This is a genomic window from Pseudomonas sp. L7 (assembly GCF_046605565.1).
GTDB classification, from domain to species: Bacteria; Pseudomonadota; Gammaproteobacteria; order Pseudomonadales; family Pseudomonadaceae; genus Aquipseudomonas; species Aquipseudomonas wayambapalatensis.
Map to the genome: position 1 here is coordinate 1,090,884 of NZ_CP176784.1, position 18,014 is coordinate 1,108,897.

The 18,014-nt window shown below is 63.6% G+C and carries 15 protein-coding genes; 3 read left to right on the top strand and 12 right to left on the bottom strand.

Features of this window, described 5'->3' with window-relative positions; genetic code table 11:
* Position 1 precedes the first annotated feature (1 nt).
* Positions 2-1,009: a nucleoid-associated protein YejK gene (yejK, locus tag ACK3BK_RS05280; protein WP_186667880.1), complete on the bottom strand. Its 1,008-nt coding sequence runs from the start codon at positions 1,007-1,009 to the stop codon at positions 2-4.
* Positions 1,010-1,398: 389 nt separating this feature from the next.
* On the opposite strand from yejK, the gene ACK3BK_RS05285 reads away from it, so the two are divergent.
* Positions 1,399-1,680, top strand: a complete 282-nt coding sequence (locus ACK3BK_RS05285; protein WP_054894359.1) for an HU family DNA-binding protein — start codon at positions 1,399-1,401, stop codon at positions 1,678-1,680.
* A gap of 50 nt (positions 1,681-1,730) precedes the next feature.
* Here ACK3BK_RS05285 and rlmF read toward each other — a convergent pair whose 3' ends face one another.
* From rlmF to ACK3BK_RS05310, 5 genes are all read right to left on the bottom strand, one after another.
* Complete coding sequence (rlmF, locus tag ACK3BK_RS05290; RefSeq protein ID WP_411383855.1) at positions 1,731-2,687, bottom strand: 23S rRNA (adenine(1618)-N(6))-methyltransferase RlmF; 957 nt, start codon at positions 2,685-2,687, stop codon at positions 1,731-1,733.
* A gap of 170 nt (positions 2,688-2,857) precedes the next feature.
* Positions 2,858-5,704 (bottom strand): valine--tRNA ligase, encoded by a 2,847-nt coding sequence (locus tag ACK3BK_RS05295; protein WP_186721697.1) that lies wholly within the window; start codon positions 5,702-5,704, stop codon positions 2,858-2,860.
* Positions 5,705-5,912: 208 nt separating this feature from the next.
* A complete protein-coding gene (locus ACK3BK_RS05300) occupies positions 5,913-6,281 on the bottom strand; it encodes a DNA polymerase III subunit chi (RefSeq protein WP_186667893.1) in 369 nt (122 codons plus the stop codon).
* A gap of 5 nt (positions 6,282-6,286) precedes the next feature.
* On the bottom strand, positions 6,287-6,715 hold the full coding sequence (locus tag ACK3BK_RS05305; protein WP_186721699.1) for a DNA polymerase III subunit chi: 429 nt from the start codon (positions 6,713-6,715) through the stop codon (positions 6,287-6,289).
* A 137-nt stretch (positions 6,716-6,852) separates the two neighbouring features.
* On the bottom strand, positions 6,853-8,346 hold the full coding sequence (locus ACK3BK_RS05310; protein ID WP_186667897.1) for a leucyl aminopeptidase: 1,494 nt from the start codon (positions 8,344-8,346) through the stop codon (positions 6,853-6,855).
* Positions 8,347-8,700: 354 nt separating this feature from the next.
* Between ACK3BK_RS05310 and lptF the strand changes: the two genes are divergently transcribed.
* Together lptF and lptG are read left to right on the top strand one after the other, a co-directional pair.
* Positions 8,701-9,816, top strand: coding sequence for an LPS export ABC transporter permease LptF (gene lptF, locus ACK3BK_RS05315; protein ID WP_186667899.1), 1,116 nt, complete (start codon positions 8,701-8,703; stop codon positions 9,814-9,816).
* The gene (gene lptG / locus ACK3BK_RS05320; RefSeq protein WP_054895506.1) at positions 9,809-10,870 is read left to right on the top strand and encodes an LPS export ABC transporter permease LptG; all 1,062 of its coding nucleotides are present in this window, start codon (positions 9,809-9,811) and stop codon (positions 10,868-10,870) included. The genes lptF and lptG overlap by 8 nt, the downstream gene beginning before the upstream one ends.
* A 79-nt stretch (positions 10,871-10,949) precedes the next feature.
* Here the strand turns inward: lptG and ACK3BK_RS05325 are convergent, their stop codons facing one another.
* The 6 genes from ACK3BK_RS05325 to gcvH all read right to left on the bottom strand — a co-directional run bounded on the left by ACK3BK_RS05325 (position 10,950) and on the right by gcvH (position 17,969).
* Complete coding sequence (locus ACK3BK_RS05325; protein ID WP_411383856.1) at positions 10,950-11,438, bottom strand: RDD family protein; 489 nt, start codon at positions 11,436-11,438, stop codon at positions 10,950-10,952.
* 92 nt (positions 11,439-11,530) lie between these two features.
* On the bottom strand, positions 11,531-11,743 hold the full coding sequence (locus tag ACK3BK_RS05330; protein ID WP_046854299.1) for a cold-shock protein: 213 nt from the start codon (positions 11,741-11,743) through the stop codon (positions 11,531-11,533).
* A gap of 344 nt (positions 11,744-12,087) precedes the next feature.
* Positions 12,088-13,209: a glycine cleavage system aminomethyltransferase GcvT gene (gene gcvT / locus ACK3BK_RS05335; protein WP_411383857.1), complete on the bottom strand. Its 1,122-nt coding sequence runs from the start codon at positions 13,207-13,209 to the stop codon at positions 12,088-12,090.
* Between the two features lie 26 nt (positions 13,210-13,235).
* Positions 13,236-14,612: an L-serine ammonia-lyase gene (locus tag ACK3BK_RS05340; RefSeq protein WP_411383858.1), complete on the bottom strand. Its 1,377-nt coding sequence runs from the start codon at positions 14,610-14,612 to the stop codon at positions 13,236-13,238.
* Between the two features lie 106 nt (positions 14,613-14,718).
* Positions 14,719-17,574, bottom strand: coding sequence for an aminomethyl-transferring glycine dehydrogenase (gcvP, locus tag ACK3BK_RS05345; protein WP_186721707.1), 2,856 nt, complete (start codon positions 17,572-17,574; stop codon positions 14,719-14,721).
* Positions 17,575-17,585: 11 nt separating this feature from the next.
* Positions 17,586-17,969, bottom strand: a complete 384-nt coding sequence (gene gcvH / locus ACK3BK_RS05350; RefSeq protein ID WP_411383859.1) for a glycine cleavage system protein GcvH — start codon at positions 17,967-17,969, stop codon at positions 17,586-17,588.
* Between the last annotated feature and the right edge of the window lie 45 nt (positions 17,970-18,014).

Below are 18,014 nucleotides of genomic sequence, written 5' to 3' on the forward strand. Positions count from 1 at the left end.
ATCAGTCCTTGCGGCGTTTGAGCTGGTCGACCAGTTGGGTCGGCAAGCCTTTGATCACCAGGGTTCCGGCTTCTTCGTCATATTCGATCTTCGAGCCCAGCAGGTGGGCCTCGAAGCTGATCGACAGGCCCTCGGCGCGGCCGGTGAAACGGCGGAACTGGTTGAGGGTGCGTTTGTCCGCGGGGATTTCCGGCGACAGGCCGTAGTCCTTGTTGCGAATATGGTCGAAGAACGCTTTGGGGCGGTCCTCGTCGATCAGGCTCGACAGTTCCTCCAGGGTGATCGGCTCGCCCTGCTTGGTCTGGCTGGTGGCGTAGTCCACCAGGGTCTGGGTCTTCTCGCGCGCAGCCTCTTCGGGGAGGTCTTCGCTTTCGACGAAGTCGCTGAAGGCCTTGAGTAACGTGCGGGTTTCGCCCGGGCCGTCGACACCCTCCTGGCAGCCGATGAAGTCGCGGAAGTAATCCGACACCTTCTTGCCATTCTTGCCTTTGATAAAGGAAATGTACTGCTTCGAGTGCTGATTGTTCTTCCACTCGGACAGGTTGATTCGCGCGGCCAGATGCAGTTGGCCCAGGTCCAGGTGCCGCGACGGAGTGACGTCCAGTTCGGCGTTCACTGCCACGCCTTCGCTGTGGTGCAGCAGGGCGATGACCAGGTATTCGGTCATGCCTTGCTGGTAATGGGCGAACAGCACGTGACCGCCGGTGGACAGGTTCGACTCTTCCATCAGCTTCTGCAGGTGCTCGACCGCGATGCGGCTGAAAGTGGTGAAGTCCTTTTCCTCTTCCTGATACTGCTTGAGCCAGCCGCTGAGCGGATAGGCGCCGGACTCTCCGTGGAAGAAGCCCCAGGCTTTGCCTTGTTTGGCGTTATAGCTGTCGTTGAGGTCGGCCAGGAGGTTCTCGATGGCGTCCGACGCCGCCAGCTCGGTGTCTCGCGCATGGAGCACGGCGGGGCTGCCATCGGGCTTCTTGTCGATCAGGTGAACGATGCAATGACGGATTGGCATGGAATTCTCTGAAAGGGTGGGCGGAGCGAAACCGCGCTGCAAAGTGGCTCAGTTTACCGCAGGGCAGGGGTGATGCAGTGGCCATATGTTGGCGGAAATGTCAGTTGTTCGTTTTTTGTTCAAAAATCTGCGTTTTTCGGGCAACCCCCCGAAAAACCTGAATAAAATCACGGTCGACAGCGGATATTTCCTGATTCCTGTGTTAGCTTTGCGCCGTCTTGCGCCCCTTGGGGTGGCGCATTGCTGGCAGCTCGCTTGCGTCGTGTCGAACCAAACGCTGATTTTCGTATCTACATACGCGATTGGCGAGGCTCGCCGGACCTTCCGCGCAGCCCGATAACGATGAAGCACGCTGCATACCTCTGATTTGATAGGGAAGGAACACCACCATGGCATTGACCAAAGACCAACTGATTGCCGACATCGCCGAAGCCATCGACGCGCCGAAAACCACCGCGCGCAACGCTCTGGAGCAACTGGGCCAGATCGTCGCCGACCAACTGGAAAACGGCGCTGAAATCACCCTGCCAGGCATCGGCAAGCTGAAAGTCTCCGAGCGTCCTGCCCGTACTGGCCGCAACCCTTCGACTGGCGCTGCCATCGAAATCGCTGCCAAGAAAGTCGTCAAGTTCGTACCGGCCAAGGTCCTGAACGACGCCATCAACAAGTAATTGTCGATGCTTCATTGAAACCGCGCCCGGCTTGTCCGGGCGCGGTTTTTTCATGTCTGGGCCTTGCCCCGCGCGGCATGCCAGGCGCCGCGCATGGCGTCGTCCTGGAAGCTCCAGGCCACCATGCGGCTCTGTTTCTGGCCCTGGCCCATCTCGACGATGCGCTGGGCTTTCACGCCTGCTTTCTTGAGCACCGCTTCGATACCCGGCAGGTTGCCGGCCTTGGACACCAGGCTGGTGAACCACAGCACCTGCCCGCCGTACTGCACGCTTTCGTTCACCAGTTGGGTGACGAAGCGGATCTCACCGCCTTCGCACCACAACTCGTTGTTCTGCCCACCGAAGTTCAGCACCGGTAGCTTGCGGCTGGGGTCCTGCTTGCCCAGGTTCTTCCATTTGCGCTGGCTGCCACGGGTGGCCTCCTCGCGCGAACTGTGGAAGGGTGGGTTGCACAGGGTCAGGTCGAAGCGCTCGTCGTCCTGCAGCAGGCCGCTGAGGATGTGCTTGCGGTTGGCCTGCTGGCGCAGGGTGATGGCCTTGGTCAGGCCATTGGCCTGGACGATCGCCTTGGCCGAAGCCAGCGCCGTGGCGTCGATATCCGAGCCGAGGAAGCGCCAGCGGTAGTCGCTATGGCCGAGCAGCGGGTAGATGCAGTTGGCGCCGACGCCGACGTCCAGCGCGCGCACCTGGGCGCCGCGTGGCACCTGCCCGCCGTTGTCTTCGGCCAGCAAGTCGGCCAGCACGTGGATGTAGTCGGCCCGCCCAGGGATCGGCGGGCACAGGTAGTCAGCGGGGATGTCCCAGTGCTGGATGCCGTACTGGGCCTTGAGCAAGGCACGGTTGAACACCCGCACGGCCTCGGGGTTGGCGAAATCGATGCTGGGTTTGCCGTGGGGGTTGGTCAGGGTGAAGCGGCCAAGGTCCGGGTGCGCCTTGATCAGCGCGGGGAAGTCGTAGCGGCCCTGGTGGCGGTTGCGCGGGTGCAGGGTGGGTTTATTCTGGGTCATGCTCGTGTCCGGTGTTGCGTGCACTGGCCAGAGGCCGCAGGGCGGCCCATTCGCGGCCAAGGCCGCTCCCACAGGATAGTGGGGCTCCTTGAAGACAGCCCATTCCTGCGGGAGCGGCCTTGGCCGCGAACGAGGGCGGGGCCCTCGCCGGTCAGTTCAGCAATGTCAGGTTACAGCGCTGCAATCCGCGCATGCTGCTCGGTGAAGTTGGCCAGGGCCTGTTCGGACTCGGCCAACTTCGCGCGTTCCTTCTCGATCACCGCAGGTGGTGCCTTGTCGACGAAGGCGGCGTTGGACAGCTTGCCGCCGACACGCTGGACCTCGCCCTGCAGGCGCTGGATTTCCTTGTTCAGGCGTGCAAGCTCGGCATCCTTGTCGATCAGGCCGGCCATCGGCACCAGCACCTGCAGATCGCCCACCAGTGCGGTGGCCGACAGCGGTGCTTCGTCCTGTTCGCCGAGTACGGTGAAGGTCTCGACCTTGGCCAGTTTCTTGAGCAGCGCTTCGTTTTCCTGCAGGCGACGCTGGTCGTCGGCATTGGCGTTCTTCAGGAACAGCGGCAGCGGCTTGCCCGGGCCGATGTTCATCTCGGCGCGGATGTTGCGCAGGCCGACCATCAGCTCCTTGAGCCATTCGATGTCGCCTTCGGCGCCAGAATCGATGCGGCTCTCATTGGCCACCGGCCAAGGCTGCAGCATGATGGTCTTGCCCTGGACGCCCGCCAGCGGCGCGATGCGCTGCCAGATCTCTTCGGTGATGAACGGCATGAACGGATGCGCCAGGCGCAGTATCACTTCCAGCACGCGGACCAGGGTGCGGCGGGTGCCGCGGGCGCGTTCGACCGGAGCGTTCTCGTCCCACAGTACCGGCTTGGACAGCTCCAGGTACCAGTCGCAGTACTGGTTCCAGACGAACTCGTACAGTGCCTGGCTGGCCAGGTCGAAGCGGAACTGCTCGAGCTGGCGGGTCACTTCGGCTTCGGTGCGTTGCAGTTGCGAGATGATCCAGCGATCGGCCAGCGACAGCTCGTAGGCCTCGCCGTTCTGGCCGCAGTCCTCGCCCTTGTCCAGCACGTAGCGGGCGGCATTCCAGATCTTGTTGCAGAAGTTGCGGTAGCCTTCGACGCGGCCCATGTCGAACTTGATGTCACGGCCGGTAGAGGCCAGCGAGCAGAAGGTGAAGCGCAGGGCGTCGGTGCCGTAGCTGGCGATACCTTCGGGGAACTCCGCCTTGGTCTGCTTGGCGATCTTCTCGGCAAGCTTGGGCTGCATCATGCCGCTGGTGCGTTTTTCCAGCAGCGCTTCAAGCGTGATGCCGTCGACGATGTCCAGCGGGTCGAGCACGTTGCCCTTGGACTTGGACATCTTCTGGCCTTGGCCATCGCGCACCAGACCATGCACGTAGACGGTCTTGAACGGAACCTGCGGGGTGCCATCCTCGTTCTTGATCAGGTGCATGGTCAGCATGATCATCCGGGCGACCCAGAAGAAGATGATGTCGAAGCCTGTGACCAGTACGTCGGTGGAGTGGAATTTCTTCAGGAACTCGGTCTGCTCCGGCCAGCCGAGGGTGGAGAAGGTCCACAGGCCCGAACTGAACCAGGTGTCGAGCACGTCGTCGTCCTGGCGCAGGACCACATCGTTGCCCAGGCCATGCTTGGTCCGGACTTCTTCCTCGTTGCGGCCGACATAGACCTGGCCGGCCTCGTCGTACCACGCCGGGATGCGGTGGCCCCACCACAGCTGGCGGCTGATGCACCAGTCCTGGATGTCGCGCATCCAGGAGAAGTACATGTTCTCGTACTGTTTCGGCACGAACTGGATGCGACCGTCTTCCACCGCGGCGATTGCAGGCTCGGCCAGTGGCTTGGTGGAGACGTACCATTGGTCGGTCAGCCACGGCTCGATGACGGTACCCGAGCGGTCGCCCTTCGGCACTTTCAGGGCGTGGTCATCGACGCTGACCAGCAGGCCCTGGGCGTCCAGGTCGGCAACCATTTGCTTGCGCGCCACGAAGCGGTCGAGGCCGGCGTACTGGGCAGGCAGCGAGGTGTCGAGGTTTTCGTTGACGCTGCCGTCGAGGTTGAAGGCCTGGACCGCGGCGAGCACGGTGGCGTTCTTGTCGAAGATGTTCAGCAGCGGCAGGTTGTGGCGCTTGCCGACTTCATAGTCGTTGAAGTCGTGGGCCGGGGTGATCTTCACGCAGCCGGTGCCGAATTCTGGATCGCAGTAGTCGTCGGCGATGATCGGGATGCGGCGTCCGACCAGCGGCAGTTCGACGAACTTGCCGATCAGCGCCTGATAGCGCTCGTCGGTCGGGTTGACGGCAACGGCGACGTCACCGAGCAGGGTTTCCGGACGGGTGGTGGCGACGACCAGGTGGTCCTTGCCTTCGGCCGTGGTGGCGCCATCGGCCAGCGGGTAGCGCAGGTTCCACAGGTGGCCTTTCTCGTCGTGGTTTTCCACTTCGAGGTCGGAAATCGCGGTGTGCAGCTTGGTGTCCCAGTTGACCAGGCGCTTGCCGCGGTAGATCAGGCCGTCCTCGTGCAGGCGCACGAAGGCTTCCTTGACTGCCTCGGACAGGCCGTCATCCATGGTGAAGCGTTCGCGGCTCCAGTCGACCGACGAACCCAGGCGACGGATCTGGCGGCTGATGTTGCCACCGGATTGATCCTTCCACTCCCAGACCTTCTCCAGGAACTTTTCGCGGCCAAGGTCGTGACGGTTCTGGCCTTTCGCCTCGAGCTGGCGTTCTACCAGCATCTGCGTGGCGATGCCGGCGTGGTCGGTGCCTGGCTGCCACAGGGTGTCGCGCCCCTGCATGCGGCGGAAGCGGATCAGGGCGTCCATGATCGCGTTGTTGAACCCATGACCCATGTGCAGGCTGCCGGTCACGTTCGGCGGTGGGATCATGATGGTGTAGGACTCGCCTGCACCTTGCGGGGCGAAATAGTTCTCGGACTCCCAGGTGTTGTACCAGGAAGTTTCGATGGCGTGCGGCTGGTAGGTCTTATCCATGCGCGGGGGGACCCTTAGGCATTAATTCGGGAAAGCCGAGAAGTATACAACGGGCAAGGCGAAGGGGACATGGTGTCGTTATGTTGCAGACGATGGTGTACTTTTCGCGGGCAAGCCCGCTCCCACAGGCACACCACAGTTCTCGAGGGCTGTGGTGTGCCTGTGGGAGCGGGCTTGCCCGCGAAAAGGACGCCGCAAAAGGCGAGTGTTACTCGGAACGCTTGATCAACCGTTCCATCCGCGCTTCAAGGCGACGCTTGACCTCGGTCTCGATGTGCGGAACGAAGTCGTTGATCACGTCCTGCATGATCGATTGCGCCGCAGCGCGCAGTTCGGTGTCCAGGTGCAGAAGGGTGTCCTGGCGGCGAGTCTGGGCATCCTCTATCGGTGCGCTGGCCGCGGACGGTTCGACGGCGCTTGGCGCTTTGCCGACCGGCTCATCGAGCAGCAGGGGAATCTGTTCGACCGTTTCGGTCAGCAGCGGCGGTTGCAGGTCGGCGTCGCCAAGCAGTTGGCGGATCGACTCGAGATCGTCGAGCAGGTGGGCGGATTGGGTCAGTGAAGAGGGTTTGTCCATCGTCGTCAAAGTCGCTGTAAGCGGTGGTCTTGCAGAGCATAGCCCTGTTCGCGGTAGAAACGGAACCGCTCGCGGGCCAACTGGCGTATGGACGCCTCCTCGACAACGATCTCGGCGACCCGCTCGAACTGGCCGACGAACCCCGGCACATCGCCGCCCAGGTTGATCAGCAGGTCGCGGTGCTCGCCAGCCGTGCCACCAAGGCCCAGCGCGACACTGGCATCGGCATGTTGCTCGGCCAGGTCGTGCGGCACGAAGGCCTCGCCCTTGAAGCACCACAGGCGTTCGTCCAGTGCGTTTCGCTGTTCGTCGTCCTGGCAGTGCAGGTAGACCCGGTGGCCGAGGCGCCAGGCCTTTTCGCACAGCTTGCAGGCGAAATCCAGGCGTGCGGCGAGGGAGTCGGTGGGGAGGATGTAGAAGTCGACTTTGCCCATGGTCAGGTACGTTGAGCTGGAAGGTGGGTGTCCGTGACGGCCCTATCGCGGGGCGAGCCCGCTCCCACAGGTTCGCTGCAGTGCTGAATCTGTGGGAGCGCGCTTGCCCGCGATAGGGTCGCCATGGTCTTACGTCATCAGATGCCCGCGCGGTCCAGCAGGTACTGGGTCAGCAGCGGAACCGGGCGGCCGGTGGCGCCCTTGTCCTTGCCACCGCTGACCCATGCGGTACCGGCGATGTCCAGGTGGGCCCAGCTGTAGTTCTTGGTGAAGCGCGACAGGAAGCAGCCCGCGGTGATGGTGCCGGCCTTGGGGCCGCCGATGTTGGCGATGTCGGCGAACGGGCTGTCCAGTTGTTCCTGGTACTCGTCGAACAGCGGCAGTTGCCAGGCGCGGTCGTCGGCGCGCTTGCCGGCGTCGAGCAACTGGCCGACCAGGTCGTCGTTGTTGCCCATCAAGCCCGAGGTGTGGCTGCCAAGGGCAACGATGCAAGCGCCGGTGAGGGTGGCGATGTCGATCACCGCCTGCGGTTTGAAGCGCTCGGCGTAGGTCAGCGTGTCGCACAGCACCAGACGGCCTTCGGCGTCGGTGTTGAGGATCTCGACGGTCTGGCCGCTCATGGTGGTGACGATGTCGCCCGGGCGAGTCGCGCCGCCGCTGGGCATGTTTTCGGCGCACGCCAGCAGGCACACCAGGTTGATCGGCAACTGCAGTTCGAGCACCGCGCGCAGGGTGCCGAACACGCTGGCGGCACCGCCCATGTCGTACTTCATCTCATCCATGCCGGCGCCGGGCTTGAGGCTGATGCCGCCGGTGTCGAAGGTGATGCCCTTGCCGACCAGCACGAACGGCTTGTCGGTCTTCTTGGCACCTTGGTACTGCATGACGATCAGCCGTGGCGGCTGGTCGCTGCCCTGGCCAACGGCATAGAACGCGCCCATGCCCAGGTCCTTGATCTTCTTCTCGTCGAGTACTTCGACCTTCAGGCCCTTGTGCGCCTTGCCCAGTTCCTTGGCCTGCTCGGCGAGGAAGCTCGGGTGGCAGATGTTCGGCGGCAGATTGCCCAGGTCGCGGGTCAGGCTCATGCCGGTGGTGATCGCGGTGGCATGCTTGACCGCGCGCTCGACTTCAGCCTGGCCGGCCTTGTCGGCGAGCAGGGTGACTTTCTTCAGGGCGCGCGGTTCGGCCTTCTGGCTCTTGAAACGGTCGAACACATAGGCGCCGTCGAGCAGGGTTTCGGCCAGCAGGCGATATTTGCCGTAATGACCGTCGCGGTTGGCCACGGCGATGTCGTCCAGGGCCAGCACGGCGTCACCGCCTGCCAGGTTGCGCAGCACGCCGGCAACGCTGGCGATCAGCTTGCGCCAGGCACGATCGCCCAGCGCTTCATCCTTGCCGCTGCCAACCAGCAGTACGCGCTCGGCCTTGAGGCCCGGCAGGCTCTGCAGCAGCAGGGTCTGGCCCGGCTTGCCGGCCAGGTCGCCGCGCTTGAGGATGGCGCTGATGGCGCCATCGGTCGCCTGATCAACGGCCTTGGCCACGGTGCCAAGCTTGCGGCCTTCACCGACTGGCACGACCAGGGTGGCGGTTTTCACGGATGCTGCGGCTACGGTCTTTACAACCAGTTCCATGTCAGGTTCCCCGAATGATCTCTGTTGTTGGCCACTGCCGCACACGGGGTACGACAGGCCTGGCCGCGTGCTTGCGTGCCAGTTGAAAAGCAGCCAGTTTGAGCCTGCCGCCGCCTCGCTGACAACCCCGGTCTATGCTTTTGCGGGGCAGTGTCTGCTTCAATGATGGGGCTTTGCCGCATTTTTGCGGGCATGACATCCACTGTCATGCGCCGCCAAGTGACAGGCGCGCCCAATCACAGGATAATGCGCGCACTTTTACATGGAGGTTCGCTTGAGGCGAACCGGCATAGGTCTTGGCTGTACTCAGTCATTGTCTGGCAATCCGCCCCTGACAACCCAGGAGTGTCTGGTTTGATCGTCTTTCGTTATCTGTCCCGCGAGGTCCTGGTGACCTTGAGCGCCGTCAGCGCTGTGCTGTTGGTGATCATCATGAGCGGGCGCTTCATCAAATACCTGGCCCAGGCGGCCCAGGGTGCGCTCGATCCGGGCGTGCTGTTCCTGATCATGGGCTTCCGCCTGCCGGGCTTCCTGCAGCTGATCCTGCCGCTGGGCCTGTTCCTCGGTATTCTGCTGGCCTATGGACGCCTGTATCTCGAAAGCGAGATGACCGTGCTTTCGGCCACCGGCATGAGCCAGCAGCGACTGCTGACGCTGACGCTGGCGCCGGCTGCGCTGGTCGCGTTGGTGGTGGCCTGGCTGAGCCTGAGCCTGGCCCCCCAGGGTGTGTCCCAGGTGCAGAAGATCATCGCCCAGCAGGATGCCCTGACCGAGTTCGACACCCTTGTGCCGGGGCGTTTCCAGACCCTGCGTGACGGCACCCGTGTCACCTACACCGAGCGGATGTCCGACGATCGCGTCAATCTGGGCGGGGTGTTCATTTCCGAGAAACGCTTCAACCAGGACAAGACCAAGGACCGTGCACCGTCGGTACTGGTGGCAGAAAAAGGCCACCAGGAAGTGCAGCCTGATGGCAACCGCTACCTGATCCTGGAAAACGGTTACCGTTACGACGGCAACCCTGGCCAGGCCGACTATCGGGCGATCAAGTACGACACCTACGGTGTGCTGCTGCCCAAGCCTGAGGTCAGCGAGGAGGTCACCGAGCGTGAAGCCATCCCGACCACCGACCTGTTCGGGCATGATGGCCTGCGTGAGCGCGCCGAACTGCAATGGCGCCTGTCGCTGCCGTTGCTGGTATTCATCGTGACCCTGCTGGCGGTGCCGCTGTCCAAGGTCAACCCGCGCCAGGGCCGCTTCCTCAAGTTGCTGCCGGCGATCCTCCTGTACATGGCCTACCTGACGATGCTGATTTCCGTTCGCGGCGCCCTCGAGAAGGGCAAGTTGCCGATCTCTCTGGGCATCTGGTGGGTGCACGCGTTGTTCCTGCTCATCGGCCTGGCGCTGATGTACTGGGAGCCGCTGCGCCTGAAGATGGCCGCGCGCCGAGCGGGGGTGGCCCATGGTTAAGATCGACCGGTATATCGGCCAGAGCGTACTGCTGGCCATTCTGGCCGTGCTGGGGATCATCCTCGGCCTGGCTTCGCTGTTCGCCTTCATCGACGAGATGGGCGATTTGAGTGATACCTATACCCTGCTCGACGCCGGCAGCTACGTGCTGCTCACCGCGCCGCGTCGGCTGTATGACATGCTGCCGATGGCTGCGCTGATCGGCTGCCTGATCGGCCTGGGCAGCCTGGCCAGCAGCAGCGAGCTGACCATCATGCGTGCTGCGGGCGTGTCCATCGGTCGTATCGTCTGGGCAGTGATGAAGCCGATGCTGGTGCTGATGCTGGTCGGTCTGCTGATTGGCGAATACGTCGCCCCGGTCACCGAGAACAAGGCCCAGGCCGAGCGCTCGCTGGCCCAGGGCGGTGGTGAGGCGCAAAGCTCCAAGCGCGGCATGTGGCACCGCCAGGGCGAAGAGTTCGTGCACATCAACTCGGTACAGCCCAACGGCTTGCTGCTCGGGGTGACCCGCTACCGTTTCGACGAGCAACGCAAGATCGTCGCTTCCAGCTTCGCCCGCCGCGCGCTGTACCAGGATCAGCGCTGGGTGCTGCACGACGTCAGCACCACGTTCTTCCGTGGCGACCACACCGAAGTGGTGCAGGCACCGGAAGAAATCTGGGACGTGTCGGTGACGCCGGAATTGCTCAATACCGTGGTGCTGCCACCCGAGTCGTTGTCGATCACCGGGTTGTGGGAATACATCCACTACCTGGCCGACCAGGGCCTGAACAACGCCCGTTACTGGCTGGCGTTCTGGACCAAGATCCTGCAACCCGCGGTGACCGCTGCACTGGTCCTGATGGCGATTTCCTTCATCTTCGGCCCGCTGCGCTCGGTGACCCTGGGGCAGCGCGTGTTTACCGGCGTGCTGGTGGGCTTCGTGTTCCGCATCGCCCAGGACCTGCTGGGGCCGTCGAGCCAGGTGTTCGGTTTCCCGCCGCTGTTGGCGGTGGTGATTCCGGCCGGGATCTGTGCGCTGGCCGGTGTGTGGTTGTTGCGTCGGGCAGGGTGATGAGCCAGGCGTGAATGAGAAAGCCGACCCCAGGGTCGGCTTTTTTGTGGCTCGAAGTTGGCTTTATCGCAGCCCAGGGTCATTTCTTCTGCTTCGGAATCCGCACCAACTGGGTTTCCGAGTAGATGTCATGCCAGCTGCGCTTGCGCTTGTCGATCAACGACCAGACGAACCCCAGCCCCAGGCACAACCACGACGCGATCGACACCACGAAGCGCAACAGCGCCTGCCACAAACTGATCGCGCTGCCGTCGGCATTCTGTACACGCACGCCCCACACTTGCATGCCCAGGGTCTGGCCGCCGTGGGTCCAGAATTTGGCGAAGAAGCCGAACAGGGCAAACAACAGGACGGTGGACAACAGCGGATCGCCATCGAGCGCCCCGGCGTCGGTCAGCTCACGCATGCGGGCCTCGCCGATGATCGACATCTGCACCAACTTGTAGACACCTGCCGTGACGATCAGCAGGGCGGTGCACAGTAGGAAGTCATAGAACATTGCCGCCAGACGGCGCCCCAGGCCTGCGGGCGGGAAATCGCCCTGGGGGGTGAGAGAACGCTTGGACATGCAGGAGGGCTCCGGGTGGAAAGTCCTCATTCTATGAAATTGCGGGCACAAAAAAGCCCCTGCGCGTCAACGCAGGGGCTTTTTCACAGAAATCAGCCTTCTGCTTGTACTTCGTCAGCCTGCATGCCTTTCTGGCCCTGCACTGCAACGAAGGTGACTTTCTGGCCTTCTTTCAGGCTCTTGAAGCCGTTGCCTTGGATGGCGCGGAAGTGAACGAACAGATCCGGACCGCTCTCTGGGGTGATGAAGCCGTAACCTTTCTCGTCATTGAACCACTTGACGGTACCGTTCTGACGCTCAGCCATTTTCTTATTTCCTATGAATCTTTAGATAGTGATTTCAGTTTCTTTCGCATCACAGAGCGAAAGAGTACTGGGCTGGGTTGCAGGAAAGTAAGAGACGTCGAACGGGTTGTAGCAAATTGCGGCTACTGGCCCAGGTCACGAACTGTTGCGACCCATGCAAACACAGTGAGACGACTCTACGCCAACTCCAGCGACAAAAACAAGCCCCGTTCGGTGCACGGATCAAGGCTTTTGCCGATTACCGACAAAATTGTCGGAAACGGCATGGCGCCTGGCCTGGCGCCATGTTCAAAAGTTATTGCGCAGGTTCGTAAACGAATAAGCGCAGTGTTGTGAGATCGCTTTCAACCTCGGTAGTAACGTTGCGCCACGAAAGGCATTTTGCTGACTTTCAAGGCAACTTGTTTGCCGCGCACGACCGCAAACAATGGCGTTTCCAGTGCGGCATGTTCGTTATCGACATACCCCATTGCAACCGGTGCGCCCAAGGTTGGGCCGAAGCCACCGCTGCAGACCTTGCCGACCGCCTTGCCGTTCGCATCGACGATCTCGGCCCCTTCGCGGACCGGTGTGCGCTCCTGTGGCAGCAGGCCGACGCGCTTGCGTGCCACGCCTTGTTGCTGTTGCGCGAACACCGATTCGGCCCCCGGGAAACCACCGGCACGAGCACCGTCGGCGCGACGAACCTTGGAGATTGCCCACAACAGGCTGGCCTCGATCGGCGTGGTCTGGGTGTCCATGTCGTGGCCGTACAGGCACAGGCCGGCTTCCAGGCGCAGCGAGTCGCGTGCACCCAGGCCGATCGGCTGCACTTCAGGCTCGCTCAGCAGGCGTCGGGCCAGGGCTTCGGCGGCAGTGGCGGGAACCGAGATTTCGTAGCCATCCTCGCCGGTGTAGCCCGAGCGGCTGACGAAGCAGTCCTCGCCCGACAGCTGCACCGGGCGGAACTGCATGAAGGTCATGCCGGCCACTTCCGGCGCCAGGCGCTCCAGCACCTTGACGGCGGCTGGGCCCTGCAAGGCGAGCAGGGCACGCTCCTCGAACAGGGGCTGGATCTCGCAGCGCTGGCCGATGTGTTTCTGCAAGTGAGCCAGGTCCTGATCCTTGCAGGCGGCATTGACCACCAGGAACAGCGTGTCATCGCCCACGTTGGCCACCATCAGGTCGTCGAGGATGCCACCTTGCTCATTGGTGAACATGGCGTAGCGCTGCATGCCCACCGGCAGGTCGATGATGTCTACCGGCACCAGGCTTTCCAAGGCCCTGGCCGCGTCGCTGCCACGCAACACGATCTGGCCCATGTGCGACACATCGAACAGGCCGGCCTGCTCGCGGGTGTGCAGGTGCTCCTTGAGCACGCCCAATGGGTACTGCACCGGCATGTCGAAGCCTGCGAACGGCACCATGCGCGCGCCCAGTTCCAGGTGAAGGGCGTGGAGCGGGGTCTTGAGCAACGTTTCGGACATCGGTAACTCCTTGGTTTTTGTTCGGGTCAACATTCGATGATGTTGACGGCCAGACCGCCGCGGGCGGTCTCCTTGTATTTGCTTTTCATGTCGGCGCCGGTCTGGCGCATGGTGCGAATGACCTTGTCGAGCGAGACGAAGTGCTGCCCGTCGCCGCGCAAGGCCATGCGCACGGCGTTGATCGCCTTGACCGAGCCCATGGCGTTGCGTTCGATGCAGGGCACCTGGACCAGCCCACCGATGGGGTCGCAGGTCAGGCCCAGGTTGTGTTCCATGCCGATTTCGGCGGCGTTCTCCACCTGCTGCGGGGTGCCGCCCATGACTTCGCAGAGGGCGCCCGCCGCCATCGAGCAGGCCACCCCCACTTCGCCCTGGCAGCCGACCTCGGCGCCGGAAATCGAGGCGTTCTCCTTGTAGAGGATGCCGATGGCGGCTGCGGTGAGCAGAAAACGCACCACGCCGTCTTCGCTGGCGCCGGGAACGAACCGCATGTAGTAGTGCAGCACCGCGGGGACGATACCCGCCGCGCCGTTGGTCGGTGCGGTGACGACGCGTCCGCCATAGGCGTTCTCTTCGTTGACCGCCAAGGCGTAGAGGTTGACCCAGTCGAGTACCGACAGCGCATCGCGCAGACTGGCTTCGGGGTGTCGGCTGAGCTGGCGGTACAAAGCAGGGGCGCGGCGCTTGACCTTGAGGCCACCCGGCAGAATGCCCTCGTGGCGACAGCCCGCTTCGACGCAATCCTGCATGACCTGCCAGATGCGCAGCAGGCCTGCACGGGTTTCATGTTCGGGTCGCCAGGCGGCTTCGTTGGCCAGCATCACCTGGCTGAACGACAGGTGCTGCGCGACGCAATGGCCGAGCAGTTGCTTTGCCGTCGTGAAGGGGTAGGGCAGGGCGGTGTTGTCTTCGACGATACGGTCCTGGCCGGCTGCATCCTGGTCGACGACGAAACCGCCGCCCACCGAGTAGTACTCGCGGCTGCGGATCTGCAGGCCGGCGGCATCGAAAGCACGGAAGATCATGCCGTTGGGGTGGTAGTCCATTGGCTTGCGGATCATCGCCAGGTGCTGCTTCTCGACGAAGTCGATCCTGTGTTCGCCAAGCAGCTGCAGGTGACCGCTGGCGCGGATCGCCTGCAGGCGCTCGGGGATGGATTCGGTGTCGACGGTGTCGGGGTGTTCACCCTCGAGCCCCAGGAGCACAGCCTTATCGCTGCCGTGACCCTTGCCGGTGGCACCGAGCGAGCCGTAGAGCTCGGCCTTGACGCTGGCCGTGCTGGCCAGCAGGCCATCGCGCCGCAGCCCCTCGGCGAAGCGCGCGGCGGCGCGCATCGGGCCGACCGTGTGCGAACTGGAGGGGCCGATGCCGATCTTGAACAGGTCGAAGACGCTCAAAGACATGGTGACCTCCTGCCAGGTTGGTTGGGCAGATGCTGAACCCTGTGGGAGCGGGCTTGCCCGGTCCCACAGAGGAACACACCTCTATCAGAGGGCGGGCCGAGGGCTATCAGACGTCCTGATAGCTCTCGATCGACGGGCAGGCGCAGACCAGGTTGCGATCGCCGTACACGTTGTCGACCCGTCCGACCGGTGGCCAGTACTTGCCTTCCACCAGGCTCGGCAGCGGATACACCGCCTGCTCGCGGCTGTAGCCGTGGGACCATTCGCCAACCAGCTCCGCCGCCGTGTGCGGGGCGTTCTTCAGCGGGTTGTCGTCCTTGTCCAGGCTGCCGTTCTCCACGGCGCGAATCTCTTCGCGGATCTGGATCATCGCATCGCAGAAACGGTCCAGCTCTTCCTTGGACTCGCTTTCGGTCGGTTCGATCATCAGCGTGCCCGCCACCGGGAAGGACATGGTCGGGGCATGGAAGCCGAAGTCGATCAAACGCTTGGCCACGTCATCCACGCTGATGCCGCTGGTGTCCTTGAGCGGACGCAGGTCGAGGATGCATTCGTGGGCAACCAGACCGTTGCCGCCGGTGTACAGCACAGGATAGTGCTCTTCCAGGCGACGGGCGATGTAGTTGGCGTTGAGGATCGCCATCTGCGATGCGCGCTTGAGGCCTGCGCCACCCATCATGCGAATGTACATCCAGGTGATCGGCAGGATGCTGGCGCTGCCGAACGGTGCAGCGCAAACCGCACCGGCAGTGTTTTCCAGGGTGGCATGGCCGGGCAGGAACGGCGCCAGGTGCGACTTGACGCCGATTGGGCCGACGCCCGGGCCGCCACCGCCGTGGGGGATGCAGAAGGTCTTGTGCAGGTTGAGGTGCGACACATCGCCACCGAACTTGCCCGGCGCACACAGGCCGACCATGGCGTTCATGTTGGCGCCGTCGATGTACACCTGGCCGCCGTTGTCGTGAATGATCGCGCAGATCTCGCCGATCGCCTCCTCGAACACACCATGGGTCGAGGGGTAGGTGATCATGATGGCTGCCAGGCGCTCGCGGTGCTCGAGGGCCTTGGCGCGCAGGTCGTCGATGTCGACGTTGCCCCGGGCGTCGCAGGCGGTGACCACCACGCGCATGCCGGCCATGTGTGCGGTGGCCGGGTTGGTGCCGTGGGCCGACGAGGGGATCAGGCAGATGTCGCGGTGGCTATCGCCGCGGCTGCGGTGATAGGCGCGGATCGCCAGCAGGCCCGCGTATTCGCCTTGGGAGCCGGCATTGGGCTGCAGCGACACGGCATCGTAGCCGGTGGCGGCGCAGAGCATGGCTTCAAGCTCGGTGGTCATCTGCAGGTAGCCCTGGCTCTGGGCGGCCGGGGCGAAGGGGTGCAGGTTGCCGAACTCGGCCCAGGTGACCGGAATCATTTCGCTGGCAGCGTTGAGCTTCATGGTGCACGAGCCCAGCGGGATCATGCTGCGGTCCAGCGCCAGGTCCTTGTCGGCCAGGCGGCGCAGGTAGCGCATCAGTTCGGTTTCGCTGTGGTAGCGGTTGAACACCGGGTGCTCGAGGATCGCCGATTGGCGCACCAGCGCAGCCGGCAGGCGCGGGCTGTGGTTGGCGGCGAGGGCGGCGAAGTCCGGCAGCGCCTGGCCATCGGCGAACAACGCCCAGAGCGCCTCGACATCGGCCTGGCAGGTGGTTTCGTCCAGCGAAAGGCCAAGGTGCGTGGCGTCGACCTGGCGCAGGTTGAAGCCCTTGGTACGGGCTTGCTCATGAAGGCTGGTGGTATCGGTGCCAGTGGCCAGGGTCAGGGTGTCGAAGAACTCGCCAGTGATGACCTGAACGCCGAGCGACTTCAGGCCGCTGGCGAGGATGGCCGTGAGCGCGTGGGTGCGTTCGGCGATGCGCTTGAGACCGGCCGGGCCGTGGTAGACGGCGTACATGCTGGCGATGTTGGCCAGCAGTACCTGGGCGGTGCAGATGTTGCTGGTGGCTTTCTCGCGGCGGATATGCTGCTCGCGGGTCTGCATGGCCAGGCGCAGGGCGGTCTTGCCGAAGCGGTCGATCGAGACACCGACCAGGCGGCCTGGCATGTCACGCTTGAAGGCATCGCGGGTGGCGAAGTAGGCCGCGTGCGGGCCGCCGAAGCCCAGCGGTACGCCGAAGCGCTGGGCGCTGCCGATGGCCACGTCGGCGTCGAATTCGCCCGGCGGGGTCAGCAGGGTCAGGGCCAGCAGGTCGGCGGCCACGGCCACCAGGGCACCGGCGCCGTGCAGGCGCTGGACCAGCTCGCGGTAGTCGAACACATCACCGTTGCTTGCCGGGTATTGCAGCAGGGCACCGAAGAAGGCGCTGACATCGCCCAGTTCACGCTCGTCACCCACCACCACTTCGATGCCCAGCGGCTCGGCGCGGGTACGCAGCACGTCGAGGGTCTGCGGGTGGCAGTGCACGGAAGCGAAGAAGGCATGGCTGCCCTTGTTCTTCGACAGGCGTTTGCAGAAGGTCATCGCCTCGGCGGCGGCGGTGGCTTCGTCGAGCAGCGAAGCGTTGGCGATCGGCAGGCCGGTGAGGTCGCTGATCAGGGTCTGGAAGTTCAGCAGTGCTTCCAGGCGACCCTGGGAGATTTCTGGCTGGTAGGGGGTGTACGCGGTGTACCAGGCAGGGTTTTCCAGGAGGTTGCGCAGGATCGGTGCTGGGGTGTGGGTGTTGTAGTAGCCCTGGCCAATGAAGCTCTTGAACAGCTGGTTCTTGCCGGCGATCGCCTTGAGGGCGGCGAGGGCATCGGCCTCGCTCTGGCCGTCGGCGTTACCGAGCACGCTGGTGCCCTTGATGCTGTCGGGAATGACGGCGGCGGTCATGGCGTCGAGAGAGTCGAAGCCCAGGGTGGTCAGCATGGCCTGTTCGTCGGTGCTGCGCGGACCGATGTGACGGGCGATGAATTCGTTGGCGGTGCCGAGGTTGATGGTCATGGTCGTGGTCCTCAGGCGTCGTCGTTGGCTTTGAGCAGGCGGTCGTAGGCATCCTGGTCGAGCAGGGCGGTCACCTCGCTCATGTCTGCAGGAACGAAGCGGAAGAACCAGCCTTTGCCCAGCGGGTCTTCGTTGACCTGCTCGGGGCTGTCGTTGAGGCCTTCGTTGACCGCGACCACTTCACCGTTCAGCGGCATGTATACGCCGCTGGCAGCCTTGACCGATTCGACGGTGGAGGCTTCGGCGCCTTTTTCATAGTGCTGCAGTTCCGGCAGTTGCACGAAGACCACATCGCCAAGGGCGTTCTGAGCATAGGCGGTGATGCCTACGGTGACGCTGCCGTCAGCTTCGACGCGTAGCCATTCGTGATCTTCGGTGAAACGCAACTCGCTCATGGGAAATCCTCGGGAAGCAGGGGGCGTTGGGCGCGGTCGGTCCGC